The organism is Sorangium sp. So ce375 (assembly GCF_051473855.1).
GTDB lineage: Bacteria > Myxococcota_A > Polyangia > Polyangiales > Polyangiaceae > Sorangium.
The window spans coordinates 9935268-9958038 of the sequence record NZ_CP150335.1; the positions used below are offsets into that span (position 1 = coordinate 9935268).

At 70.4% G+C, this 22771-nt stretch carries 24 protein-coding genes; 11 read left to right on the top strand and 13 right to left on the bottom strand.

The window, feature by feature from the left end:
- The 3 genes from WME90_RS37070 to WME90_RS37080 form a co-directional block, all read right to left on the bottom strand.
- Complete coding sequence (locus WME90_RS37070) at nucleotides 1-219, bottom strand: hypothetical protein (protein ID WP_437276793.1); 219 nt, start codon at nucleotides 217-219, stop codon at nucleotides 1-3.
- 156 nt (nucleotides 220-375) lie between these two features.
- Entirely contained in the window at nucleotides 376-981 is a 606-nt protein-coding gene (locus WME90_RS37075) for an HdeD family acid-resistance protein (protein ID WP_437276794.1), read from the bottom strand.
- Between the two features lie 357 nt (nucleotides 982-1338).
- Complete coding sequence (locus tag WME90_RS37080; RefSeq protein WP_437276795.1) at nucleotides 1339-1935, bottom strand: Hsp20/alpha crystallin family protein; 597 nt, start codon at nucleotides 1933-1935, stop codon at nucleotides 1339-1341.
- A 629-nt stretch (nucleotides 1936-2564) separates the two neighbouring features.
- On the opposite strand from WME90_RS37080, the gene WME90_RS37085 reads away from it, so the two are divergent.
- Together WME90_RS37085 and WME90_RS37090 are read left to right on the top strand one after the other, a co-directional pair.
- Entirely contained in the window at nucleotides 2565-3716 is a 1152-nt protein-coding gene (locus tag WME90_RS37085; RefSeq protein WP_437276796.1) for a zinc-dependent alcohol dehydrogenase, read from the top strand.
- A gap of 26 nt (nucleotides 3717-3742) precedes the next feature.
- A complete protein-coding gene (locus WME90_RS37090; RefSeq protein ID WP_437276797.1) occupies nucleotides 3743-4153 on the top strand; it encodes a hypothetical protein in 411 nt (136 codons plus the stop codon).
- A gap of 104 nt (nucleotides 4154-4257) precedes the next feature.
- Here WME90_RS37090 and WME90_RS37095 read toward each other — a convergent pair whose 3' ends face one another.
- Both WME90_RS37095 and WME90_RS37100 read right to left on the bottom strand, forming a co-directional pair.
- Nucleotides 4258-4911, bottom strand: a complete 654-nt coding sequence (locus WME90_RS37095; protein ID WP_437276798.1) for a BON domain-containing protein — start codon at nucleotides 4909-4911, stop codon at nucleotides 4258-4260.
- A 73-nt stretch (nucleotides 4912-4984) separates the two neighbouring features.
- Nucleotides 4985-5287, bottom strand: a complete 303-nt coding sequence (locus WME90_RS37100; RefSeq protein ID WP_437276799.1) for an Hsp20/alpha crystallin family protein — start codon at nucleotides 5285-5287, stop codon at nucleotides 4985-4987.
- Nucleotides 5288-5825: 538 nt separating this feature from the next.
- Here WME90_RS37100 and WME90_RS37105 point away from each other — a divergent pair.
- The 6 genes from WME90_RS37105 to WME90_RS37130 all read left to right on the top strand — a co-directional run bounded on the left by WME90_RS37105 (nucleotide 5826) and on the right by WME90_RS37130 (nucleotide 11558).
- Nucleotides 5826-6479 (top strand): BON domain-containing protein, encoded by a 654-nt coding sequence (locus WME90_RS37105; RefSeq protein WP_437283709.1) that lies wholly within the window; start codon nucleotides 5826-5828, stop codon nucleotides 6477-6479.
- A gap of 100 nt (nucleotides 6480-6579) precedes the next feature.
- Nucleotides 6580-7059: a redoxin domain-containing protein gene (locus WME90_RS37110; RefSeq protein WP_437276800.1), complete on the top strand. Its 480-nt coding sequence runs from the start codon at nucleotides 6580-6582 to the stop codon at nucleotides 7057-7059.
- Entirely contained in the window at nucleotides 7056-7604 is a 549-nt protein-coding gene (locus tag WME90_RS37115) for a DsbA family protein (RefSeq protein WP_437276801.1), read from the top strand. The genes WME90_RS37110 and WME90_RS37115 overlap by 4 nt, the downstream gene beginning before the upstream one ends.
- A gap of 7 nt (nucleotides 7605-7611) precedes the next feature.
- On the top strand, nucleotides 7612-8232 hold the full coding sequence (locus WME90_RS37120; RefSeq protein WP_437276802.1) for a 2Fe-2S iron-sulfur cluster-binding protein: 621 nt from the start codon (nucleotides 7612-7614) through the stop codon (nucleotides 8230-8232).
- On the top strand, nucleotides 8229-9218 hold the full coding sequence (locus tag WME90_RS37125) for an FAD binding domain-containing protein (protein WP_437276803.1): 990 nt from the start codon (nucleotides 8229-8231) through the stop codon (nucleotides 9216-9218). Before WME90_RS37120 ends, WME90_RS37125 begins: the two co-directional genes overlap by 4 nt.
- A gap of 6 nt (nucleotides 9219-9224) precedes the next feature.
- Nucleotides 9225-11558 carry a xanthine dehydrogenase family protein molybdopterin-binding subunit gene (locus tag WME90_RS37130; RefSeq protein ID WP_437276804.1) on the top strand — a complete coding sequence of 778 codons (2334 nt, stop codon included), beginning with the start codon at nucleotides 9225-9227 and terminating at the stop codon, nucleotides 11556-11558.
- Nucleotides 11559-11802: 244 nt separating this feature from the next.
- Here the strand turns inward: WME90_RS37130 and WME90_RS37135 are convergent, their stop codons facing one another.
- A complete protein-coding gene (locus tag WME90_RS37135; protein ID WP_437276805.1) occupies nucleotides 11803-12963 on the bottom strand; it encodes an alcohol dehydrogenase catalytic domain-containing protein in 1161 nt (386 codons plus the stop codon).
- 328 nt (nucleotides 12964-13291) lie between these two features.
- Nucleotides 13292-13678 (bottom strand): hypothetical protein, encoded by a 387-nt coding sequence (locus WME90_RS37140; RefSeq protein WP_437276806.1) that lies wholly within the window; start codon nucleotides 13676-13678, stop codon nucleotides 13292-13294.
- Nucleotides 13679-13757: 79 nt separating this feature from the next.
- Here WME90_RS37140 and WME90_RS37145 point away from each other — a divergent pair, with 79 nt between their 5' ends.
- Entirely contained in the window at nucleotides 13758-15524 is a 1767-nt protein-coding gene (locus WME90_RS37145) for a bifunctional transaldolase/phosoglucose isomerase (RefSeq protein WP_437276807.1), read from the top strand.
- A 706-nt stretch (nucleotides 15525-16230) separates the two neighbouring features.
- Nucleotides 16231-16656 (top strand): hypothetical protein, encoded by a 426-nt coding sequence (locus WME90_RS37150; RefSeq protein WP_437276808.1) that lies wholly within the window; start codon nucleotides 16231-16233, stop codon nucleotides 16654-16656.
- 79 nt (nucleotides 16657-16735) lie between these two features.
- Here WME90_RS37150 and WME90_RS37155 read toward each other — a convergent pair whose 3' ends face one another.
- Both WME90_RS37155 and WME90_RS37160 read right to left on the bottom strand, forming a co-directional pair.
- On the bottom strand, nucleotides 16736-17167 hold the full coding sequence (locus WME90_RS37155) for a hypothetical protein (RefSeq protein ID WP_437276809.1): 432 nt from the start codon (nucleotides 17165-17167) through the stop codon (nucleotides 16736-16738).
- A gap of 134 nt (nucleotides 17168-17301) precedes the next feature.
- Nucleotides 17302-17643: a hypothetical protein gene (locus tag WME90_RS37160; RefSeq protein WP_437276810.1), complete on the bottom strand. Its 342-nt coding sequence runs from the start codon at nucleotides 17641-17643 to the stop codon at nucleotides 17302-17304.
- 33 nt (nucleotides 17644-17676) lie between these two features.
- Here WME90_RS37160 and WME90_RS37165 point away from each other — a divergent pair, with 33 nt between their 5' ends.
- Nucleotides 17677-18885, top strand: coding sequence for an endo-1,4-beta-xylanase (locus tag WME90_RS37165; RefSeq protein WP_437276811.1), 1209 nt, complete (start codon nucleotides 17677-17679; stop codon nucleotides 18883-18885).
- A 254-nt stretch (nucleotides 18886-19139) separates the two neighbouring features.
- On the opposite strand, the gene WME90_RS37170 is transcribed toward WME90_RS37165, so the two are convergent.
- The 4 genes from WME90_RS37170 to WME90_RS37185 all read right to left on the bottom strand — a co-directional run bounded on the left by WME90_RS37170 (nucleotide 19140) and on the right by WME90_RS37185 (nucleotide 22665).
- Nucleotides 19140-20126, bottom strand: a complete 987-nt coding sequence (locus WME90_RS37170) for an alpha/beta hydrolase (RefSeq protein WP_437276812.1) — start codon at nucleotides 20124-20126, stop codon at nucleotides 19140-19142.
- A complete protein-coding gene (locus WME90_RS37175; RefSeq protein WP_437276813.1) occupies nucleotides 20126-20884 on the bottom strand; it encodes an RsmE family RNA methyltransferase in 759 nt (252 codons plus the stop codon). Before WME90_RS37175 ends, WME90_RS37170 begins: the two co-directional genes overlap by 1 nt.
- The gene (locus WME90_RS37180) at nucleotides 20881-21834 is read right to left on the bottom strand and encodes a 50S ribosomal protein L11 methyltransferase (protein WP_437276814.1); all 954 of its coding nucleotides are present in this window, start codon (nucleotides 21832-21834) and stop codon (nucleotides 20881-20883) included. Before WME90_RS37180 ends, WME90_RS37175 begins: the two co-directional genes overlap by 4 nt.
- A gap of 135 nt (nucleotides 21835-21969) precedes the next feature.
- The gene (locus WME90_RS37185) at nucleotides 21970-22665 is read right to left on the bottom strand and encodes a metallophosphoesterase (protein WP_437276815.1); all 696 of its coding nucleotides are present in this window, start codon (nucleotides 22663-22665) and stop codon (nucleotides 21970-21972) included.
- Between the last annotated feature and the right edge of the window lie 106 nt (nucleotides 22666-22771).

Below are 22771 nucleotides of genomic sequence, written 5' to 3' on the forward strand. Positions count from 1 at the left end.
TCATTGACGCGCATCGGATTCGACCTCCTCCTCCGCCAGGGCCACACCAGCAACTACGCCGCCCTCTCGTCGCCCTTCTCGGTCTGCCCGGCTTTGTCGGCCTGAGACCTCAAGGTCCTGCTCGGGGACGCCGGGCAGGTCGATGTTGAACTCATAGCTGTCCTTCGGCTCCTTGATCTCGACATCGGGCACGAACACCGTGTTCTCCGCCTGCACCATGCTGGCGAACGGGTCGCGCTGAGGGCAGGCATCCAGGCGCTTCGAGCGGCCGCGCCCGCCGGCGCTCCGAACATGTCAGAGACCGGCCTCATGGACCGCGACCGTACGGCTGAGCGACGACGAGCGTGGCGCGCCGCTCCGGGCGCGGCGCGCCGGTCACACGCGCGCGCTGGCCACAGGCCGGGGTCGCGCGCTGACCCCGATCAGCAGCATCGACGATCCGCTGATGATGAGGTTGACGCCGACGAGCAGGCCGAGCGCCCACGCCGCGGTGCTCGGCCAGCGCCACCAGATCAGGACCCCGAGCGCCAGCGAGAGCAGCCCATCGAACAGGAGCCAGCCCCAGGCGGGCATCCCGCGGTGCTGGATGGCGCGGATGATCCTGAGGAAGCCGTCTGCGAAGAAGAACGCCGCGAGGATCAAGGTCAGCGTCATCGTGCCTGTCACCGGGAAGGCCACGATCAGGACGCCCGCGACGATCTGGAACAGGGCGCTCACGAGGGACCAGGAGGAGTTGGCCCATCGCGGGTTCCGGACGGCGTGGACGCCCAGGAGGAGGCCGCTCACCACCAGCACGCTCCCGATGACGACCGCCGAGACCAGCGAGGCGACCACGGGCATGAGAATCGCGAGAACGCCAAGCACCAACAGGGCGATGCCGAGCCCCAGGAACGAACCGCGGTTCTCCTGCACCGTATGAGCATCGACCAACCCCAATCCGAAGCTCGTCGTGCGGACAGGGTCCTCCAAGCGATCAGCCATGTGCATCCCCTCCTCTTCCTGGCGCTGGAGTTTCATCGCGAATAGAAGCCCAGCGTCTCACCTTCGTGCCTGCCCGCCGTAACGAGCGTCTCGCGCGCTCCGCCGGGAGCGCATGACGCGGGCATGGCAGGGATCGGGTTACCGCGAACAAGGTGCCGTCCTTGAACGGTGTCAAGTGACCGCCGCCCAGCGGCAACGAGGCATCTGTGCTCTGATCGGCGCTCATCGGCTCGAACTCCTGCCTCGCCAGGCAAGGATCGCCCGCGGCCGACGCGGCGCCGCGGCCGGCGAGAGAGCGTGGCCAGGCGCCGCGGCGTCGCGAGCGCGAGCAGGAGAGACCTGGCCACTTCCCAGGGTCTACGCTGCCTTCTTTTCGCCCTTCGCAGCCCTCTCGGCTTCGGCCGTCGTCCCGGCTTTCTCGGCCGACTGCCCGGATGCGAGCTCCTTGCCGCCCGCCTCCTTGCGGCCGCCGATCTGGACGCGCCGTGACTGCATCTCCGCCTTCTTGGGCACCGAGATCTGGAGCACGCCGTCCCTGAGCTCGGCCCTCAGCCTGTCGAGATCGGCGCCTTCGGGCATCACGAACGAGCGGCTGAACGCCCCGTAGGAGCGCTCGTAGGCGAAGAACCGCTCGTCCTCGCGCTGTTCCTCTTCCTCCCGCTTGCCACTCACCGTGAGCCGGTTGCCGGAGATCGAGACCTCGAGGTCCTCCTCGCGCACGCCGGGCAGGTCGATGTTGAAGACGTAGCTGTCCTTGGTCTCCTTGATCTCGATATCGGGCGCGAACGCCGTGCGCGCCGCCTGGACCATGCCGGCGAACGGGTCGCTGCCCACGAGGTCGCGGATGATGCGAAAAGGATCGAGCGCGCGGAACGGAGCCGTCATGCGCGCTGGATCCCCCGCGGTGGCGAGCGACTCCTGCGGCTCGCCTCGTCGAGTGCTTGGATTGGCCATCGTACCCTCCTTCTTTCTCCCCCCACTGTAAGCATCAATTGCGCGCGCCGCACGGCGGCGCAAGTGCACGATGCGCGCCGAGGAGCCTCCCCTCGCGTTCGCGGGATCGACGCGCTCCGGAGCGGACGCATGCCGGACTGCCGTTCATCCGGTCACGCAGGCGGGAGAGGACGCGACGGCTCCGGAGCGACGGCTCATGCTGCTCGCGTGCCTCTCCTCGACCGCAGAACAGAAGAGCGCGGTCGGAGCATGGTCCGAAATGGCTCACGCGATGCAGGCTCGCGAGCCCAAGGCTGACGAGCTCGAGGTGAGGCTGCCGGGCAGCTGCCAGCGCACCGATGAGAACATCGCCCGATGTGTCGTGGCACCGACATGGCTGCGCGTTCGAGTTGAACACGGAGCTCCCGCTCTCCTCGAGGAAGGCGCACGACGAGACGAAGCGCCAGAACCAGGAGCTCGATGGAGCAGCGGTAGATGTCCGGGTTTTCAAACGATGGACAACCGTCCTCCCTGGCCTCCGGGCGGCGAGATCGCGGAGCGCCGGTGCCTACGCCGGTTGCGCCCATGAGCGTGCGCGCTGGGTTCGCTCCTTGCATCGTCCCCATCGAGCAAAAGGGGAGGTGGTGCGAATGCTGGCGCTCACATACCATGGGCCGAAATGCGTCCGTGTCGAGGAAAACCCGGAGCCTCGGATTCAACATCCGAATGACGTGGTCCTGCGTGTGAGTCGCGCCACGATCTGCGGCTCTGACCTGCATCTCTATCATGGCTACGTGCCCGACACGCGCGTCGGCACCATCTTCGGCCATGAGTTCACCGGCGTCGTGGAGGAGGTCGGGCCATCCGTGCGGACCCTCCAGTGCGGCGACCGCGTCGTGGTGCCGTTCAACATCGCCTGCGGTACGTGCTTCTTCTGCCAGCGAGAACGCACCTCCGCCTGCGAGAACACGAACCCGCTCACCACGATCACCGGCGGGATCTTCGGTTACTCGCACACTACCGGCGGCTATCAGGGCGGCCAGGCCGAGCGCGTCCGCGTCCCCTTCGCCGACGTCGGCCCCATGAAGATCCCCGACGACCTCTCGGACGAGGACGTGCTCTTTCTCTCGGATATCCTCCCCACGGGGTACCAGGCGGCGGAGATGGGAGACATCGGCCCCGCGGACACGGTGGCTGTCTTCGGCTGCGGGCCCGTCGGCCTCGTGGCCCAGCGGTGCGCCTGGCTCCTCGGCGCGCGCCGGGTCATCGCGATCGATTCGGTCGGTTACCGCCTCGATTTCGCGCGCCGGTACAACCAGGCAGAGACGCTCGATTTCAGCAAGGTCCCTGATGTCGTCTCCGTCCTCCAGGGCATGACCGACGGCCGCGGGCCGGATGTCTGCATCGATGCGGTCGGTCTGGAGGCGAACGGCTCGACGCTGCACGACGTGCTGGGCAAGACGCTCATGCTCGAGGCCGGCTCGCCCGTCGCCCTCAACTGGTCGATCCAGTCGGTCCGCCGCGGCGGGAGGGTCTCGATCATCGGCGTCTACGGGCCGCCGTGGAACCTCGTCGATGTGGGCGCGGCCATGAACAAGGGACTGACGATCAAGACCGGGCAATGCGACGTGAAGCGGTACATGCCCCACCTGCTCGAGCACATCCGCAAGGGGAACATCGACCCGAGGGCGCTCATCACGCACCGCGTCCCGCTCGATGCGGCCGCGGAGATGTATCGCCTGTTCGCGGCGAGGTCCGACGGGATCCTCAAATGCGTGCTCATCCCGTCGGGCGCCAAGTGAGCTCTTTCATCGAGGGGGAAACGATCATGGAAGCCGAGATCGCGCGGCCGACGGAGCAGCCGTACTGGGGAGTTGATCTGTGCCCGGAGGAGAGGCCCGGCGTCCCGAGAGAGGCGCCGCCACACCTCCTGGCGTGGGCGCACTGGATAGAGCCCGAGCGGCAGCCGATCGAGGGTCGCGTGCTCAGGCGCCCAGGGCTCGCCCGCCCGACGCCGGTGTTCAGCACGGCGTTGCCGCCGAGGGGGGCGAGCGGCGCGCTGCGCCGCGTGGCCTACGAGATCCCGGATCACCAGCTTCCCCACACGATCCTGCTGATGATCGCGGACCGGGTCGACGTGCTCGAGAGCCTCCCTCTCCTCTTCCAGAGGCGGGCCGTCAGGGCGGGCAAGCTCAGGACAGCTGCTCTGAGACGTCGCAGCGAGCAGAGAGGGCGCTGAGGTGCCGGCCTTGGAACAAGGTGCCGCCCTTGAACGGCGTCAAGTGACCGTGGCCCAGCGGCGGTGACGCCTGGCTCGCGCGCCGCGGAGTCTCTCGGGGATCATCACCCCTCGACGGCGATGAAGTCCTCCACGCGGTGAACCCCCGGAGCCGCCCAGGCTGCCCGCTCGGCCTCCTCTCTTTCAGCCCACGAGCGCACGCTCCCGCGCAGGAACACCTCGCCGTCCACCACCTCGACGCGGATGCGCCGGGCATCCAGCAGGGCGCTGCGCTTCAAGGCCTCCTCGATCTGACCCTCCACCTCTGCCGGGGAGACGCGCGGCCCGACGGTGATCAAGTTGCTCACCCCCCTCACGCCCGCAAGATAGCGGACGGCCCTCTCCGCAGCGTTCTTCTGGAACTGCCAGTTCACCTCGCCTTCCAGCTTCAGCCAGCCGTTGCTCACCGTGACCTTGATCTTGTCGGCTGGCACGAGGAGGTTCCACTCGAGCGCCTTGACCGCTGCGGCGGCGATGTCCTCATCGGTGCGCCGGCCGCTGTCGGCCAGCTTGACGTCAAGCTCATTGACGACGGCCCTGACGCCGTAGACGCGCTTGGCAGCCTCCTCCGCGGCGTGCTTCTCGGCGTGAGTGGACGCGTGGCCGCCCAGGGTGACGATACCATCCTTGACCGAAACGGCGATGTGGGCCGCATCCACGCTCGGCTCCCACGACAGCTCGTTCAGGACGTCACGTTGCAGTTCGATGTCGGTCTTCATGTGGCACTCCCCCATCATGTGGCAGCAGGCCGCGTCTAGCACGGGGCATCATGTGGCACTCCGTCAGGCTCGACTAGGCTCGGCCGCCGATGAATCGTCGAGCCGAGACCGGTGAGGTCCCTCCTTCTCTTGCCTCTTGCTCTTGCTCGATCCCGACGACGTGGAGCCGCTCGTCGACGGTGACCGAGACCTCCATGTCCTCCTCGCGCACGCCGGGCAGGTCGATGTTGAGCACGTAGCTGTCCCTGGTCTCCTTGACTTCGATATCGGGCTCGAACACGGTGCTCGCCGCCTGGACCATGCTGGCGAACGGGTCGCTGCCCATGAGATCGCGGCTCACGCGGAAGGGATCGAGCGCGCGGAGCAGACCCGTCATGCGCGAAGGATTCCAGGCGGTGTCGAGCGGCTCGCGTGGATCGCCTCGTCGAATGCTTAGATTGACTATCGTCCCCTCCTTCTTCCTCCGCCCTCCAATCTAAGCATCCATCGTGCCGTGCGCACCGCACGGCGGCGCAGGTGCGCAAGGCGCGCCGGGGAGCCTCCCCTCTCGTCTCGCGTTCGCCGGCCCGACACGCTCGAGAGCGGGCCCATCCAGGACTGCCATTCATCCGGTCATACAGGCGGGAGAGGAGGGAGCGCGAGGGCTCCGGATCGACCGCTCATACTGCTCGAGTTCCTCTCCTCGACCCCAGAACAGAAGAGCGCGGTTGGGCGATGCTCCGAAATGGCACGTGCGATGCTGGCTCGCAAGACCAAGGCTGGAAGGCCGGCCCGATGGAAGCTCATGCGCGCCGATGAAAACGCGGCCGAGGTGGAGCAGCCGCATGCGCGCCGATGCCACCGATCGGGTGCGCCCACCGGCCTGGCAGGTCAAGAAGAACAAGCCAGAACCGCCCCAAAACGGAGGGAGATCGATGAATGAGAGACAATTGCAACGGGATGTCCTCGATGAGCTGGCGTGGGAGCCGAGCGTCAATGCAGCCGAAATCGGCGTGACGGTCAAGGGCGACGTCGTCACCCTGAGCGGCCGCGTGCAATCGTTTGCCGAGAAGTACGCGGCCGAGCAGGCGGCCAAGCGCGTCTACGGCGTCAAGGCCGTCGCCAACGAGCTCGAGGTCAGGCTGCCGGGCAGCAGCCAGCGCACCGACGAGGACATTGCTGCGGCGGCCGTCAGCGCGCTCAGATCCAACGTGCTCGTGCCGGCCGACAAGATCAAGGTCACGGTCAGCAAGGGCTGGCTGAAGCTGGAGGGCGAGGTGGAGTGGAAGCTCCAGAAGGACGAGGCCGAGCACGCCGTCCGCAATCTGGTAGGCGTGCTCGGGGTGAGCAACTTCATCACGGTCAAGCCGCACGTCTCGCCGCCGGAGGTCAGGTCCAAGATCGAGGACGCCCTCAAGCGCAGCGCCGAGATGGACGCCCGGCGCATCAGCGTCGATGTGGTGAACGGCGGCAAGATCGTCCTGCGCGGGAGCGTGCGCTCGTGGGCCGAGAGGGAGGAGGCCGAGAGAGCAGCCTGGTCGGCGCCCGGGGTCTACAGCGTCGAGGACCTCATCACCGTCTCGCCCTGAGCCGACCGCCGCCGCTGGCCGCTCGACCGGGAGCCCAGATTGCTTCTTGCGGTACCCGGTGGGAGCACCATGCTGCCATCAAGTAGGGGGAGGAACCATTATGGCCCAACCGATCGGCTCGGGCGCGGCCGCGCCCGATTTCACGCTGGCGACCACGCCCGACCAGAAGGTATCGCTGAGCGACTTCCGCGGGCAGCCGGTCATCCTTGCCTTCTACCCGGCCGACTGGAGCCCCGTGTGCGGCGACCAGCTGGCGCTCTACAACGAGAGCGAGGTCCGCAGCGAATTCGAGCGACACCACGCCAAGCTCCTCGGCATTTCCGTCGACGGGGTGTGGTGCCACCTCGCGTTCGCCCGCGACCGAAAGCTGCGTTTCCCGCTGCTCGCCGATTTCGAGCCGAAGGGCGCGGTGGCGCGGCAGTACGGCATCTACCGCACGCATGACGGCATCTCCGAGCGGGCGCTGTTCGTCATCGACGCGGAGGGCAAGGTGGCGTGGAGCTACGTCTCGCCCGTCGGCATCAACCCCGGCGCTGACGGCATCCTCGACGCGCTGGACAAGTTAGGAGGTTCGAGATGAGCAAGCTGACACCGCCGGTCGGCCCCGGCGACCACATCCTCGGTGACGTGGACGCGCCTGTCACGCTGGTCGAGTATGGCGACTTCGAGTGCCCATACTGCGCGCGCGCCCACCTCGTGCTCCAGGACGTGCTGCGCCGGGTGGGTCGCGACGTGCGCTTCGTCTTCCGCCACTTCCCGCTCGCCGAGCTGCACCCGCACGCGCTCGCGGCGTCAGAGGCCGCCGAGGCCGCGGGGGCGCAGGGGAAATTCTGGGCCATGCACGACACACTCTTCGAGCACCAGGACGCGCTCGATCTCGAGGACCTGGTCGGCTACGCCGCCGACCTCGGGCTCGATACCGAGCGCTTTGCCGACGAGCTCGCAAGCCACGCGCACCTCGACAAGGTGAAGGCCGAAGTCCGCTCCGGCGTGCGCAGCGGCGTCAACGGCACGCCGGCGTTCTTCATCGACGACGTGCGCTTCGACGACAGCTGGGACGCGGATACGCTCACGGCCGCGTTGCGCGCCGCGATCCACGCGAAGAGGCTGGCGGCGACGGGGTGATGGCGCCATGGCCGTCGCCGATCGACTGCGCCCGGCCGGAATGGATGCGGGCAGAATGGATGCGGGCATAGGAGCGTCGCAGTCCCCTGAGGGCTGCGTGCCCGTGCGTCTCCGGGTCAACGGTGAGCTTCGCGAGCTGCGCCTCGACCCGCGCACGACGCTGCTCGACGCGCTGCGCGACCATCTCGACCTGAACGGGAGCAAGAAGGGGTGCGACCTCGGGCAGTGCGGGGCCTGCACCGTGCTCGTGGACGGCCAGAGGGAGCTCGCCTGTCTCGCGCTCGCCGTCGCGCACCAGGAGGACGAGATCACGACGATCGAAGGGCTCGCGGACGGCGACCGGCTCGACCCCGTGCAGGCGGCCTTCATCGAATGCGACGCGCTCCAGTGCGGCTACTGCACGCCGGGTCAGATCATGTCGGCCGTGGCGCTCATCGAGGAGGCGCGCCGCGGCGTCCCCAGCCATGTCACGCTGGACGTCTCCGCGCCGCCCTCGCTGGGTGCTCTCTCCGATGAGGAGATCCGCGAGCGTCTCAGCGGCAATCTCTGTCGCTGCGGCGCGTACCCGAACATCGTCGCCGCGGTGCGCCGGGCGCGGGATCTGAACGGGGGAGGAAGCGCGGCATGAAGCCGTTCCGCTACATGGAAGGCGAGAGCGCCGAGGCGGCGACCCGCGCGGTGACCAGCGCGCCGGGGGCCGTCTTCTTCGCCGGCGGCACCACGTTGATCGACCTTATGAAGATCGATGTGGTGTCGCCGGACACGCTGGTCGATATCCGTCGGCTGCCGCTCGCCTCCATCACGGAGGACGGGGAAGGCGTGCATATCGGGGCCAACGTGCGCAACAGCCAGCTCGCGTGGCACGCGACCATCCGCGAGCGCTACCCCGTCCTTTCGGAGGCGATCCTCTCCGGCGCCTCGACACAGCTGCGCAACATGGCCACCACCGCCGGCAACATCCTGCAGCGCACCCGGTGCCCGTACTTCCGCGACGTGCACGCGGCGTGCAACAAACGGGAGCCCGGGTCCGGCTGCGATGCCATCGATGGATTCAATCGCAGTCACGCCGTCCTGGGCACGACCGAGCACTGCATTGCGACCTATCCATCCGACATGTCCGCAGCGCTCGTCCTCCTCGATGCCGTCGTGCGGACGCGGAAGCCGGATGGCACGACGCGCAGCATTCCGCTGGAGGACCTTCACCTGCTCCCGGGCGACACGCCCGAGCGCGAGACGGTGCTGGAGCATGGAGAGCTGATCACCCACGTCGATCTGCCGCACCTCTCCTACGCCCGCCGCTCCCATTACCTCAAGGTGCGGGATCGGGCGAGCTACGAGTTTGCCCTCGCGTCGGCGGCCGTGGCGCTCGACATGGATGGCGAGACGATCCGCGCGGCCCGTGTGGCGCTGGGCGGCGTGGCCACGAAGCCGTGGCGCTGCCCCGAGGCCGAGCGGGTGCTCGCCGGGCGGCGTGCAACGGCGGACAGCTTTCGTGCCGCCGCGGACGCCGCGCTCGCGGGCGCTGTCCCCCGGCGGCACAACGGCTTCAAGATCGAGCTCGCTCAGCGCGCGCTGGTGCGTGCGCTGAGCGAGCTCACGGCCCGGGCGGCCTAGGAGTCTATGATGGCGACTGGCAACTGCCTGATCGGCACACCCGTCAGCCGTGTGGACGGGCGAATGAAGGTGACCGGCGGCGCGCGGTACGCAGCCGAGACCAGGTTCCCCGCGACGGCGCACGCGGCGCTCGTGGGCAGCACGATCCCGAGCGGGCGGGTGGTGCGCCTCGACGTGGCGGCTGCCGAGCGTGCGCCGGGGGTGCTGCTCGTGCTCACCCATGAGAACCGTGGACCGCTCGGCGAGATGCCGACGAGCGCGGACTGGACGGGGATGACGCCCGAGCGGCGCCCCCCGCTCGAGGACGCGCGCATCCATCGCTACGGCCAGTACGTGGCGATGGTGGTCGCCGATACGCCCGAGCAGGCGCGTTACGCCGCGTCGCTCGTCCAGGTCGCGTACGAGCGCGCGCCCTTCGCCGTGGCGATGGAGCAGGCCCTGGAGACCGCCGATGTGCCGCGGCAGGTGTTCGGCGAGGAGCTGCAGGTGCAGCGGGGCGCGTCGCTCGCGGGCGCGCTCGCCGCGGCCGAGGTGCGCCTGGACGTCACCTACGCGACGCCCAACGAGCATCCGTGCGCGCTGGAGCCGCACGCGTCGGTCGCCTCGTGGGACGGCGACACCCTCACGGTGTACAACGCGACGCAATGGGTGCGGGGCGACCGGGCCGTGCTCGCGGCGGCGCTCGGGTTGCCCCAGGAGAAGGTCGTGGTGCTCGCGCCGTTCGTCGGCGGCATGTTCGGCTCGAAGGTCGCAACGGGCTGGCATACGGTCCTCGCCGCGCTCGCCGCCCTGAGGCTGAAGCGGCCGGTCCGAGCGGTCCTCACCCGCGCGCAGGTGCTCACCAACGTGGGACATCGCACGGAGACCGTGCAGCGCTTCGAGCTGGGCGCGACGCGAGGCGGGACGCTCCTGGCCCTGCGCCACCACACGCGCGTGCACACGGCCGCGGACGAGCGCCTGGACGGAGAGGGATTCCTGGAACCGACGAGCTGCACCTCCCGGCTGCTGTATGCCTGTCCGAGCTACGAAGCGACCTACGACTGCGTGCGCCTGAACGTGATGGCGCCTGGATGGATGCGGGCACCAGGCGAAGCCCCCTGCATGTGGGCGCTGGAGAGCGCGATGGATGAGCTCGCCCTCGTGCTCCGGATGGATCCGGTCGAGCTGCGCCGCCGCAATCACACGGACATCGATCCACACCGCGGAGCTCCGTTTTCGAGCAAGCACCTGCTCGCCTGTTACGAGCGGGGCGCCGAGCGGTTCGGGTGGGCGCAGCGCACGCCGGAGCCGGGTTCGATGCGCGATGGCGACGCGCTCGTCGGCTGGGGGATGGCGACGGCCACGCACCCCGCCTGGCTCATGGGCGCGACCGCGCGCGTGCGTCTCGAGCGCCGCGGGACCGGCGTCCGCGCCGTCGTCTCGACGGCGGGTGTGGACGTGGGGACCGGCATGTACACGATGATGGCGCTCGTCGCGGCGGAAGGGCTCGGCTTGCCGCTCGCTCAGGTCACGGCCGAGCTGGGCGACACCCGGCTCGCGCCCTGCCCCCCTGCGGGCGGCTCGAACCTGACGGCCAGCACGGCGCCGGCGATCCTGGATGCATGCGCCGCGCTCCGCCGGGAGATCCTCGCGCTCGCCGCGGCCACGCCGAGCGGCCTTTGGGGCGCGGCGGACCAGACCGGCGAGCTCCCGTGCGCGGAGGGGAGCCTCCCCCGCCGTCCGCCGCTCGCCATCCACATCGATTATGCCGAGCTGCTGGCGCGCATCGGGCGCGACAGCCTGGAGGCCGAGGGCAAGACCGAGCCAAGGAGCCTGCATGACGACCGCTTCACGTTCCAGTCGTTCGGCGCGCACTTCGTGGAGGTGCGCGTTCATCCGGACATCGGCCGCATCCGCGTCTCGCGCGTGGTGAGCGTCTTCGACGTCGGGCGGGTGCTGAACGCGAAGGCGACGCGCAGCCAGCTCATCGGCGGCATCGTCTTCGGCATCGGGCAGGCGCTGCTCGAGGAGCTCGCCTACGACGGAGCGCACGGGCAGCCGATCAACGCCGATCTTGCCGGCTATCTCGTGCCCGTCCATGCCGACGTTCCCGACATCGACGTGAGCTGGCTCGATGAGCCGGATCTGGTCTTCAACGCGATCGGCTGCCGCGGCGCCGGGGAGATCGGGATCACCGGCGTCGCGGCGGCGATCGCGAATGCGGTCCATCACGCCACCGGCGTCCGCGTGCGCGGCCTGCCCATCACGCCGGAGAAGCTGCTCTGGGCGCCCGCAGACAGGCAGCCCGCGCCAGGGGCGAGCCGACCCCAGGGAGCTCCGCAGGGTGCAGCTATACGGTAGGATGCCTTCCGCGTGGCGCGCGGCGCTGAGCAAACGGGTGATCGTCGACGCGCGGCTGGCTATCGACCGCGGACCGGGGCTGCTGCGAGGCCCGCAGATCGCCGAAGCGCAGGAGCAGCCCTGCTCTTCAGCGGCATGTCGCTGCTGCTGCTCGGCCTCAGCGCAGGGTCCGCCGTCCCGGCGCGCCGGTGACGATCGCGCCGCCGCGGAGGCGCCGCTGCGGCGCGGCCCTCGGGCGTCCGTTCTACGCCGCCTTCCCTAGGCTGCCGTGGGGGTCGATGATGTACTTCTTCGGCTCCCCCCGGTCGAACAACTGATAGGCCTCGACCGCCTGGTCGAGCTTGATGACCTCGGGGTTGATGACCTCGCTCAGGTACTCCATCCGGCCCCACAGAATGGCCATCATCAGGTCCCGGTTGTACCGCATGATGGGCGCCTGGCCCGCGGTCATCGAGGGCGACTTGATCCACGCCTTGCCGAAATCGAGGCTCAGCTTCCCCCTCTTGTGCTCCTCGTCCTTGGCGTAGGGATCGCCCTCCGCGTAGATGCCGGGGACGCCCATCGCGCCGCCGGCGCGGACGACCCCGAAGAGCGCGTTGATCACCGCCTCTGGCTCCTCCTCGCCGGCCATCTTGCCGTAGCCGTGCGCCTCGAAGCCCACGCAGTCCACGCCGCAGTCGACCTCTCGCTCGCCGAGGATCGCCTCGACCTGATCGGGCAGCGGCGTGTGCGAGGTCGTATCCACGACCTCGTACCCCGCCCTCTTCACGAGCGCCCGCCGGGCGAGGTTCGGGTCGCCGACGATGATGCAGGACGCGCCCAGGAGGCGCGCGGCGGCGGCGGCGGCGCGGCCGACCGGGCCGGCTCCGCCGATGTACACCGTGGATCCCGTCGTCACCCCCGCCTCCATGCACCCGTGGTATCCGGTCGGGAGGATGTCCGAGAGGAGGGCAAGCTCCTTGATCTTCGCCATCGCCCGGTCCTTGTCGGGGAACTTCAGGAGCTGGAAGTCGGCGTAGGGCACCATGTGGTACTCGGCCTGCCCGCCCTGCCAGCCGCCGAGGTTGAAGCCGTACGCCCCGCACGCGACCGCAGGGTTCGTGTTCATGCACACGTCGGTGTGCCGCTCCCGGCAGTTGCGGCAGCGTCCGCACGCGACGTTGAAGGGCACCGAGACGAGATCGCCCTTCTTGATGTACTCCACGTCGCTCCCCAGCTCGATCACCTCGCCGGTGATCTCGTGGCCGAGCTGGTCCCCCTTCGGGAACGGGAACCGGCCCCGGTAGATGTGCATGTCGCTGCCGCAGATGTTGGTCGCCAGGACCTTGAGGATGACCGCGTGCTCCAGCTTCCGGCCCCGCGGATCGGCCATCTTGGGATAGTCCCTGCTTTGAACCTCGACCATCCGAGGCCCCTGATACACAACCGCACGATTGGCTGCCATGACCCCATTCCCCTTTCCCGTCGAGCGCCCGGGCGGCGCCCTCGACCCGCGGCTCCCAGCGAAACGTGGGATGTCGGGCGAAGACGGCCTTCCGCCTTCCATCCTTCCTCCGTGCCCGGTCGCCGCATCCGGCGTTCGGGACAGCGATCCTCGTGGGATCGCGAGGCGAGCCATCGACGCAACGCCGGTGCCACCAGGATGATGCTCCGAGCGCACCAAGGCACTGCATGAGCCCGGTGAGGCGCGATCACGCGCGCCCGTCACCGTCATGCGCGCGCCGCGACGGTGGTCACGGGCCCGGGGCCGTGTGCGCGAACCACTCATGCTTCACGGGCACCACGGGCCGACCGAGCAGGCGAGCGTCGCGCTCGAACGCCTCCGGGAGGGGGTCGGGCGCGCCGCGCGGCGACTCTCTCGAGATCTCGTCGTAAGGGCCGGGATCGGGCGGATCGACGAGGATCTCGTCCAGCGCCTCCTCGAAGAGCCGCACGAGCTCGGGGTCGGTGTGCAGCGCGACGAGCCAGCCCTCGACGGTCATCCCGTGCTCGGCGCAGGCCCACTGGACGATCTCGTCCCGCGGCTCCACCTCCCAGACGATGCCGGTCGCTTGATCGACGAGCACCGCCTCGCGGATGTCGATGATGATGGCCAGCACGCGTAGTCGGTCGATGCTCATCCCCTCTCGCGCAGCAAGGAGGCGGCCAGTTCGCCGGAGGCGACAGCGGGCATTGAGGTTGCTGCCGCGTGGCCGCAGCATGAAACGCCGATCACACGCTGCTCGCACGGCCGCGGCTATCCCCCGGCCGGTGCGGCTCCACCTCCCCCGCGAGCTCGAGCTCGCCACGTCGAAGACCCTCGCCGAGTGGCAGGCGGCGGATGGCCTCCGGCGGATCCACGAGCGCGACGCGGCGCTCTGGACGCGGAGCGACGAGCCGAGCTGGCTCGGCTGGCTCGAAGCGCCCTTCCACGAAAAGGCGAACCTGCCGCGTCTGCGCGCGCTGGAAGACGAGGTGCGCGATCGCGGCCTCACCCGCGCCGTCCTGCTCGGTATGGGCGGAGCGAGCTTGTGGCCGGACGTGCTGTCGCGGAGCTTCCCGGTGGCCACCGGGCACGCCGCCCTGACCGTGCTCGACTCCACGGATCCCGCCGAGATCGCCGCGGTGGTCGATCGGCTCGTGCCCGAAAAGACGCTCTTCATCGTCTCCAGCAAGTCCGGCACGACGCTGGAGACCGATCTCCTGGAGGCGTTCTTCCACGAGCTCATGGAAGAACGCCTGGGATCCCTCCCGGCGGCCTCGCGCTTCGTCGCGGTCACGGACGCGGGCTCTCCGCTCGCGCGGCGCGCGCGCCTGCGCGGCTACGCGCACACGTTCCATACGGTCCCCGGCATCGACGGGCGCTATGCGGCGCTCACGAGCCCCGGGACGGTGCCGGCCGCGGTGATGGGGGTCGATGTCGAGCTACTGCTCGAGCGCGCCGCCGTGATGGTCGGGGCCTCGACCAAGAGCACGCCGCCCGGCGACTGCCCGGGCGTGGTGCTCGGCACGGCGCTCGGCGCGGCCGCGAAGGCGGGGCGCGACAAGGTGACGATCGTCGCGTCGCCGCCGATGGCGGCGTTGGGCGCCTGGATCGAGCAGCTCCTCGCCGAGTCCACGGGCAAGCGTGCGACCGGCCTCTTGCCCGTGGATCGCGAGCCGCTCGGGCGCGCAGAGGTCTACGGGAGCGATCGGATCTTTGTCTACCTGCGCCTCGACCGCGGCTTCGATCGCGGGCAGGACGCCGCCGTGGCGGAGCTCGAGGCGGCCGGGCAGCCCACCGTGCGTATCGCGCTCACCGACGCGTACGATCTCGGCCAGGAGGTCTATCGCTGGGAGCTCGCCACCGCCGTCGCCGCCTCGATCCTGGGCGTCAATCCCTTCGATCAGCCCGACGTCGAGGCGAGCAAGACCGCAGCGCGGCAGCGGATGGAAGCCTACGACCAGGCCGGCGAGCTGCCCGACGACGCGCCGTTCTTCGCCGACGCTGGGCTCGCGCTCTACGCGGACCCGGCGAACCGCGAGGCGCTGGAGCGCGGCGCCGCCGGCGATCGGACGCTGCGCGGCTATCTGCGCGCCCACTTCGCGCGCCTGTCGCCCGGGGACTACGCGGCCCTGCTGGCGTGGGTCGATCGGAGCGAGGCGCACGAGCGCCTGCTCGAGGAGATGCGGCGCGCCGTGCGCGATCACCGGCACGTGGCGACCTGCGTGGAGTTCGGGCCGCGCTACCTGCACTCGACCGGGCAGATGTACAAGGGAGGGCCGGGCACCGGCGAGTATCTGCAGATCACCGCCGACGAGCCCGAGGATCTGCCCATCCCCGGCTACACGTTCACCTTCGGCATCGTCGAGCAGGCGCAGGCGCTCGGCGATTTCGCGACCCTCTCGTCGCGCGGCCGGCGCGCGCTCCGCGTCCACCTTGGCAGAGAGGTGGATCGAGGGCTGAACACCCTCGCCCGCGCGGTCCACGAAGCGCTCGCCGCCTGACGGCCACCGATCACGGCAGGACGCCGAGCTCGTCGAGCGAGGTGTCGAGCTCGGCAGCGTCGCGGTACACGCGGAACGCGTGGGAGGCGGCGGAGCGCGGGACGCCCGCGGTCTCAAGCCCACGTCCGAGCGATCGGCATGCTGGTCTGCGGTGCAGCGCTGCCCGGCGGGAGGCGCGCGAGTCGAGCACATGAAGCGGCGTCGCGTTGGACTTTCGCCGCGTACCTCTCCCGTGCGTGCTTATCGCGCCCGCTCGCCGATCTTAATTCAGGGAGCAGGCGACGCTGGCGCATGGGCGACATCGTGCAGCTCCAGGTGCCACCTGGAGACGGGTAGCACCCGTCTTTTGTTGGAGGCACGTCCACCGCGGAGATGGGTGCCACTCGTCTTTTTGTGGAGGCACGCCCCCCCGGAGACGAGTGCCACCCATCTCCGGCGTGGAGGAGCCTATACCAGGAAACAGGTGCACCGATCTTTCTTGGAGTTGCCTCCTCCAGGAGACAGGTGCCGCCCATCTTGTGCTGGGGGCGCGTCTACGCGGGAGGCAGGTGCCCCCCGCGCCGACCTGAGCGGACAGATTGCCCGGTGGTGGCGCGCGGTCCTGCGCTGCGCGCGCGGCCAGCTCGACGAGGCGATCGCGGATATCGCCGACCTCGCCAGCACCCTCGCGGCGCGGCACGATCGGTTCTTCGGGGGACTGACGCGCGTGCTGCACGCGAGCCTGCTCTGCCGGCGCGGCGACCTCGTCGCGGCCGAGCGCGAGGCGCTCGCGGGGATCGAGGGGCTCGCGATGCCCTCGCTGGCCCATGACTGGGCCAGGTCGGTGCTCGCGCGGGTGAGGCTCGCCCAGGGCCGCTCCGCCGAGGCCGCGGCGATCGCAGAGGACCTCGTGGCGCGCCTGCAAGCGCTCGGGTTCAGGCCTCCTGAGGCGACCGAGCTCACGCTGGTGCACGCCGAGGCGCTCCACGCAGCGGGGTCGACCGACGAGGCGCGCGCGGCCCTGGCGGCGGCGCGCGCGGACCTGCTCGCACGCGCGGACCGGATCCCGGAGGCCGAGATCCGGCGGTGTTTCCTCGAGAAGGTCCCCGAGAACGCGCGGCTGCTGGCGCTCGCGGCGGCGTGGCTCGGCTGAAGCTTCAGGCGCCGCGCGACCTTTGGCGCCTCGGCGACGGTCGCCGACACCAAGCGCGAGACGAGCGGGCTTCTTCTCATCACCTGACTTCGATCCCTTTTTCTCGTAGGCGCCGGATGATGTCCTGGCCGTTCATCTCCCAGAGGTCACCAGGGTCAATCTCTCGCGTTTGGCCATCCCTCCCCTTCACACGCCACACCTCGACCTCGCGATTCTTCCTATCCCTGGTGGTGCCGATCGCGATGGTCGCGACATCAGCAAAACGAAATCCCTTCACGGTCGGCGCGAACCAGAAACCTGTCGTCTGCTCCAGCTTCTCGTCGTCGAGGACGACCCGATCCATCGCCAGCATCGGCGCGAAGACACCACCCGCCACCGCAGCGACCCCGAATGCGATCAAGGCAATGGTCAGCGGCTGACGCCTCCACAGCAGGAGCGCGCCGATCGACGCAGCAAGGACCGCGATGGCGAGCGCAATGCCGGGCACATAGGTTGGGAATCTGTAGATCATGCTCTTTTACCTGACGTATCTGGCGTTCTACCGCGAGACCCGAGCGAGTGTAAGAGGCTCGTCGCAAGCAGCGCCGAGGGGGACCGCGGCTCGCGGCGTCCGGGCCCGTCGTGCTCGGCGATCACGGCGGCGCTTTAACGCCACTCGTGCTCGCGCCAGAAGGCGAACGCCTCGTCCAGGTACACCTCCTTCGCGCCGTGGCCGAACGGGTGCTCGGCGACGCGCACGGGCCAGCCCGCGCCGGGCAGGAGGCCGGCGGGGGCGCGGGCCGAGCCGCCAACCGTGTCCTGGGCGCCGAAGCCGATGTAGCTTCGCCCGCTCTCGTGACCGTGGAGGATCGCTCCAAGGCACGTGGTCGTGATAGATCCGAGGGGGGGACGGCAACTCCAGGGGCCGGTCTGCCTGGCGTGCGTGGCGCTGGGCGCATGCTCTCTACCTCGCGCTGCTCCCCTCGGCTTTCCCGCTCCACGAGTCACCGGTCACGATCCTTCAGCTTGCGGGTGGTTGGCATGAACAAGAACCGTTCTTCTCGATGGCTGTGCGGCACGATCTCGATCGCGGTCGGGATCGCGGCCCTCTCTGGCTGCTCTGGCAAGGTGGACAAGGCTGACGATGGCCCGAGCGGCTCGTCGAGCGCGGGCGGCACGACGGGAGCCGGGGGCCATGGCGCCAGCGCAACGGGCGCCGGCGGAGCCGGCACGGGCAGCACGGGCGCTCTGGGCTCTGGTACGGGCGGCTCCGGCCACGGCGGCACCGGAGGCACCGGAGCCGCCGGAGGCGCTGGAGGCGCTGGACCGAGCAGCTCCGGGGCTGGCGGCTCCAGCGACGGGTCGGGTGGCTCGATCGGCAGCACCGGCAAGTTCGTCGGCAACATCACGACGAAGGGCCAGGTGCGCGACGGCTTCATCCAGTACTGGAACCAGATCGCGCCCGAGAACGAGGGCAAGTGGCCCTCTGTCGAGAGGACCCGCGGCGTTCGAGACTGGAGCAGGCTCGACGCGATCTACGAGTACGCGCAGGACAACGGCATCCCCTTCATGCAACAGCATTTCGTGTGGGGTGCCGCGCATGCGGCCTGGCTCACGAGCCTCCCCGCGGAGGAGCAGCGGCAGGCCGTGAGGGACTGGATGCAGGCGTTCTGCGAGCGGTACCCCGACACGAAGTACATCGTCGTCGTCAACGAGCCGCCGCCCCACACCACGCCTCCCTTCATGAACGCCATCGGAGGCCGCGGCGAGAGCGGCTATGACTGGATCGTCAACTCCTTCAAGTGGGCTCGCGAGTTCTGCCCGGACGCGACCTTGATCCTCAACGACTACAACAACATCGAGTACGAGAGCGATCACAACCACTTCGTCGAGATCGTGAAGGCAGCGCTGAAGGCGGGCGCCCCGATCGACGGCCTCGGCGCGGAGGCCCATAACACGTACAAGATCGACACCAGCACCGTGAAGGGCTACATCGACAGGCTCGCCGCCACGGGCCTGCCCGTGTACATCACCGAGTACGACATCAATCTCGCGGACGACGACGAGCAGCGCAGGGTGATGGAGGAGCAGTTCACGATGTTCTACAACCACAGCGCCGTCAAAGGCATCACCCTCTGGGGCTACGTCGTCGGCTCCACCTGGCTGGACAGCACGGGCCTCCTGTACCCGGACGGCACCATGCGGCCGGCAATGACCTGGCTGATGGACTTCCTCGGTCGCGGCGAGTGATCTCCCTCGCCGGCCCGCCCGGAGGGCGTGGCGACTGGCTCCACGTCGCACAAATCAGCGGATGGGAAGAGGACCGCGAGGGCGCAAGGGACGCAAGGCGAAGAGGGGAATAGATTTTACTCTGTTCCCTCGCGCTCCTCGCGCTCTTGCGGTCTCTCCCTCCCGCACTCCGTGTCCTTCCGACTCTCTCCCCTGCGTCTACGGCGGGTGGTCCGTCCTATTGAATTCAGGCGAGATTCGACCTGTTCGGCGCCCTAACGCCCCTCGTGCTCGCGCCAGAAGGCGAACGCCTCGTCCAGGTACACCTCCTTCGCGCCGTGCCCGAACGGGTGCTCGGCGACGCGCACGGGCCAGCCCGCACCGCGCAGGAGGCCGGCGAGGGCGCGGGCCGAGCCGCCCACCGTGTCCTGGGCGCCGAAGCCGATGTAGAACGGCCTCGGCGCGAGCGTCGCGAGCTGGGGCGTCGCGTGACCTCCGCCGCCGGACATCGCGCCGAAGCCGTCGGCGTCGATCCCGCCGCGCAGCGCGAGCGCCGCGACGAAGTACGCGCCCGACGACGAGCCGGCGACGTAGAGCCGCGAGAACGGGGCGCCGGCGATCTCCTCGAGCTTCCTCCGCTTCTCCGCGAACTTCGCGACGAGCGGCGCGGCGTGCTCCTCGTACGCCCGCCCGCCCGTCGGCCAGCCCCGCCAGCTCGCGTAGCCCTTCGGCGCGAGGCCGACCTTGCCGCGCGGCATCAGGGCGGCGACGCCCGCGCGCCGCGCGGCGCGGGACACCACCGTCTCGACGTTTGTCTTCTGCTCGCTCTCCTTCCCCGGCGGGACGATCCCGTGGAGATAGAGCAGCAGCGTCCGGGTCGGCGCGTCGGGCAGCACGTAGCAGGTCTCCTCGTCGAGCGCGTCGACGCCGTCGATGCACCAGTCCGTCTCGACACGCGGCGGGCGCGCTCGGGGCCACGGCGCCGGCTCGGGGGGCGCGGACGCGACCGCGGTCGCGGCCGCGGCGACGGCGGGGGGCGGCGCAGCAGGCAAGATGCCGGGCTCCCCTGGACCAAGCGCGGCCCCGTCGCGCGCCGGCGCGCGCGTCCCCATCGGAGCGTCTGCCGTCGTGCTGCACGCGCAGAGCGCGACCCCGAGCGCGCCGAGCAACGCCGCGATCCACGGCGCCGCACCTCCGGCAAAGGGGCCCCTGGCGCGACGGCCATGACGGACCACCGCGCCGCTCGCCGCGGGCCGGCCCATCACCCCGCGCGCGCGTCGCCCACCGCGATCAGCGCCCCGAGCGCCGCTGCGCACACCGTCTCCGTGCGCAGCGTCAGCGAGCCGAGGCGCACCCGCTCGAACCCGAGCGCCGCGCACACGCCGAGCTCCTCCGGCGTGAACCCGCCCTCCGGGCCGACCGCGAACGCCGCCTCCATGCCCGGCGACAGCGCGGCCAGCCGCGCGCCGAGCGGCGTCTCCGCGTAGGGATCCAGGCACATCCCGAGCGCGCCCCCCTCCGTCGACGGCGCCGCCCGCGCCTCCGCCAGCGCCGCCGCGAGGCTCATCGGCGCCTCCACCCGGGGCGCGTCCCCGCGCCCGCACTGGCGCGCCGCCTCGACCGCGATCCGGCGCCAGCGCTGGCTCCTGTCCTCGGCGGGCCGCACGACGCTCCGCGCCGAGATCGCCGGGATGATCCGCGTCGCCCCGAGCTCGGTCGCGTCGCGGACGACCGCGTCCATCTTGTCGCCCTTGCCCACCGCCTGGATCCACGTCACGCGCCGGCCTGGCCGCAGCGCGGCCGGGCGGGGCGCGTCGATGCGCGCCTCCGCCCCGCGGCGGCCGACCGACTCGAGCGTGGCGTCCGCCTCGACCCCGAGCTCCGGATCGAACACGACGAACCGATCCCCCTCGCGGAGGCGGTGGACCCGCACGACGTAGCTCGCCGCCTCGGCCGGCAGCGCGATCACCCCTGCCTCGATCGCGCCGAGCGGCACCCGCAAGAGCCCCTGGCCGCTCATCCCGCCGAGGACGCCGCGCCGTCCGGCGCACGGAACAGGAGCGCCACCCAGCCCTCGCCGCCCGCGTCGCCCCGCCCCGCCCGGCGATCGCCGCCCGGCGTCGCGGGGTCGGGCCGGGTCGCGACGTGCGCGAGCGGGCGCGGCAACGACGTGTACCGCGCGATCAAATCGTCGCGCTCGCTCTCGAGGATGCCCGACAGGATCAGCCAGCCGCCCGGCTCGAGCACGCGCGCGAGCTCGGGCGCGAGCGGCCGCAGCACCCGCGCCTCGATGTTCGCGACGACCCACGGGAACCGCCGCGTCACGCCCTCGACCACGCCGGCGCTCGCCTCGATGCGGCCCTCCAGGCCGTTGCGCGCCGCGTTCTCGAGGACCACCTCGATCACGTCCTCGTCGTTGTCGATCGCGATCGCCCGCGCCGCGCCGAGCAGCAGCGCGACCAGCGCGAGGATGCCGCTGCCCGTGCCCACGTCGAGGATCTCGCGGCCGCGCAGCTCCGCCGCGTGCTCGTCGAGGAGCTCCGCGACGAGCGCCGTCGTCGCGTGGAGCCCCGTGCCGAACGCCCTGCCCGGCTCGAGCAGGAGCACCCGCTCGCCCTCGCGCTGCGGCCCGCGCTCGGCCCACGGCGGCACGACCGTGATCGTGGGCGTCAGCGCGAACGGCGCGAAGTGCTCCTTCCACGCGTCGCGCCAGGCGTCGCCCACCACCTCCTCGAGCCGCGCGGCGAGCGGCGACTCGAGGTCCCCGAGCGCCGCGATGGCCGCCATCGCCTCGCCGTGATCGTCGAAGCTGGCGACGAGCGTCACCTGGCCCGAGCGCGCGCCGCGCACGAGCGTCTGCTCGTCGCGCTGCTCGACGCCGCTGGCGCCCAGCTCGAAGAGCAGGGCGCCGATCTCGTCGGCCTCCGGCTCGGGGACATCCACTGCAACGAACGGGTATCGAGGCTCCACCTGGCTTGCTCCATGACGGGCCGCCGGCCTGGAGAGCGGCCGCGGCGCGGCCGCGAGCCTAGCGAAAATCCCGCGGAGAGGCGCGGCCGATCGCGCGGAACCGCTGGAACAGACGGAGCATTTCCACACCCGGCTCTAGCGGCCGACGTAGCGGCGGCGCGACGGGACCGAGACGAGGACTTCAGAGCGCGACGCCGGCGGCGGGACGCCCTCGCCCTCGTGCAGCACCATCGCGGTGAGGCGCCCGCCGTAGACCGCGCCCGTGTCGATCCCGGTCGCCCACGCGTGCATCTGCGGCTCGCTCCGCGCGTTGTGACCGAACACCACGTGCGGCGGGCCCTGGTACGTCTGCCCCCACAGCGTCTTGCCCCCGCGGCGCTCGACCGGCTCGCCGTAGCGACCGAGACAGCGCACGTACATCAACGTGTGCGGATCCTGTCGCTCGATCGGCAGCCCGGGGATCAGCCCCGCATGCACGACACGGAGCCCGTGCTCCGGCAGATCCAGCCAGTATGGCAGCGTCTCGAGCCACGCCCAGTCCCGCTTGCGCAGCTGCTGCGCGGTCTCCTTCGAGAGCTCCCCCAGCGGCTCGCCGCGAGGATCGCTCCGCCCAGCGCGCCAGCGCAGCAGCCGATCCTCGTGGTTGCCCCGCACCGAGATCGCGCCGACCTCCCGGAGCAGATCGAGCGTTCCGCACGGATCGGGGCCGCGCACGATCATATCGCCGACCATGACGACGCGATCGCCCGACGCGAAGCCCACGTGCTCGATCAGCCGCGCCAGCTCATCCCGGCAGCCGTGAACGTCACCGATGATGATCGTGCGCGGCATCTCCTACCCAAGGTAGCAGGGACGCCCGTTTCATGGGGGAGCGCCCTCGCGCCGTTCCCCCGGACGCGGCGGGACCGCGCGGCCCGCCGCCGGCGAGCCCATCGCG

Excerpts from the sequence above, each read along its gene's own strand:
- WME90_RS37175 (WP_437276813.1), bottom strand. The coding sequence starts at position 20,884 with ATGAGCGGCCAGGGGCTCTTGCGGGTGCCGCTCGGCGCGATCGAGGCA.
- WME90_RS37155 (WP_437276809.1), bottom strand. The coding sequence starts at position 17,167 with ATGATCTACAGATTCCCAACCTATGTGCCCGGCATTGCGCTCGCCATC.
- WME90_RS37095 (WP_437276798.1), bottom strand. The coding sequence starts at position 4,911 with ATGAAGACCGACATCGAACTGCAACGTGACGTCCTGAACGAGCTGTCG.
- WME90_RS37120 (WP_437276802.1), top strand. The coding sequence starts at position 7,612 with ATGGCCGTCGCCGATCGACTGCGCCCGGCCGGAATGGATGCGGGCAGA.
- WME90_RS37125 (WP_437276803.1), top strand. The coding sequence starts at position 8,229 with ATGAAGCCGTTCCGCTACATGGAAGGCGAGAGCGCCGAGGCGGCGACC.
- WME90_RS37080 (WP_437276795.1), bottom strand. The coding sequence starts at position 1,935 with ATGGCCAATCCAAGCACTCGACGAGGCGAGCCGCAGGAGTCGCTCGCC.
- WME90_RS37105 (WP_437283709.1), top strand. The coding sequence starts at position 5,826 with ATGAATGAGAGACAATTGCAACGGGATGTCCTCGATGAGCTGGCGTGG.
- WME90_RS37075 (WP_437276794.1), bottom strand. The coding sequence starts at position 981 with ATGGCTGATCGCTTGGAGGACCCTGTCCGCACGACGAGCTTCGGATTG.
- WME90_RS37185 (WP_437276815.1), bottom strand. The coding sequence starts at position 22,665 with ATGCCGCGCACGATCATCATCGGTGACGTTCACGGCTGCCGGGATGAG.
- WME90_RS37110 (WP_437276800.1), top strand. The coding sequence starts at position 6,580 with ATGGCCCAACCGATCGGCTCGGGCGCGGCCGCGCCCGATTTCACGCTG.
- WME90_RS37070 (WP_437276793.1), bottom strand. The coding sequence starts at position 219 with ATGGTGCAGGCGGAGAACACGGTGTTCGTGCCCGATGTCGAGATCAAG.
- WME90_RS37170 (WP_437276812.1), bottom strand. The coding sequence starts at position 20,126 with ATGGGCCGGCCCGCGGCGAGCGGCGCGGTGGTCCGTCATGGCCGTCGC.
- WME90_RS37085 (WP_437276796.1), top strand. The coding sequence starts at position 2,565 with ATGCTGGCGCTCACATACCATGGGCCGAAATGCGTCCGTGTCGAGGAA.
- WME90_RS37115 (WP_437276801.1), top strand. The coding sequence starts at position 7,056 with ATGAGCAAGCTGACACCGCCGGTCGGCCCCGGCGACCACATCCTCGGT.
- WME90_RS37090 (WP_437276797.1), top strand. The coding sequence starts at position 3,743 with ATGGAAGCCGAGATCGCGCGGCCGACGGAGCAGCCGTACTGGGGAGTT.
- WME90_RS37100 (WP_437276799.1), bottom strand. The coding sequence starts at position 5,287 with ATGACGGGTCTGCTCCGCGCGCTCGATCCCTTCCGCGTGAGCCGCGAT.
- WME90_RS37145 (WP_437276807.1), top strand. The coding sequence starts at position 13,758 with ATGAAACGCCGATCACACGCTGCTCGCACGGCCGCGGCTATCCCCCGG.
- WME90_RS37165 (WP_437276811.1), top strand. The coding sequence starts at position 17,677 with ATGAACAAGAACCGTTCTTCTCGATGGCTGTGCGGCACGATCTCGATC.
- WME90_RS37130 (WP_437276804.1), top strand. The coding sequence starts at position 9,225 with ATGATGGCGACTGGCAACTGCCTGATCGGCACACCCGTCAGCCGTGTG.
- WME90_RS37135 (WP_437276805.1), bottom strand. The coding sequence starts at position 12,963 with ATGGTCGAGGTTCAAAGCAGGGACTATCCCAAGATGGCCGATCCGCGG.
- WME90_RS37140 (WP_437276806.1), bottom strand. The coding sequence starts at position 13,678 with ATGAGCATCGACCGACTACGCGTGCTGGCCATCATCATCGACATCCGC.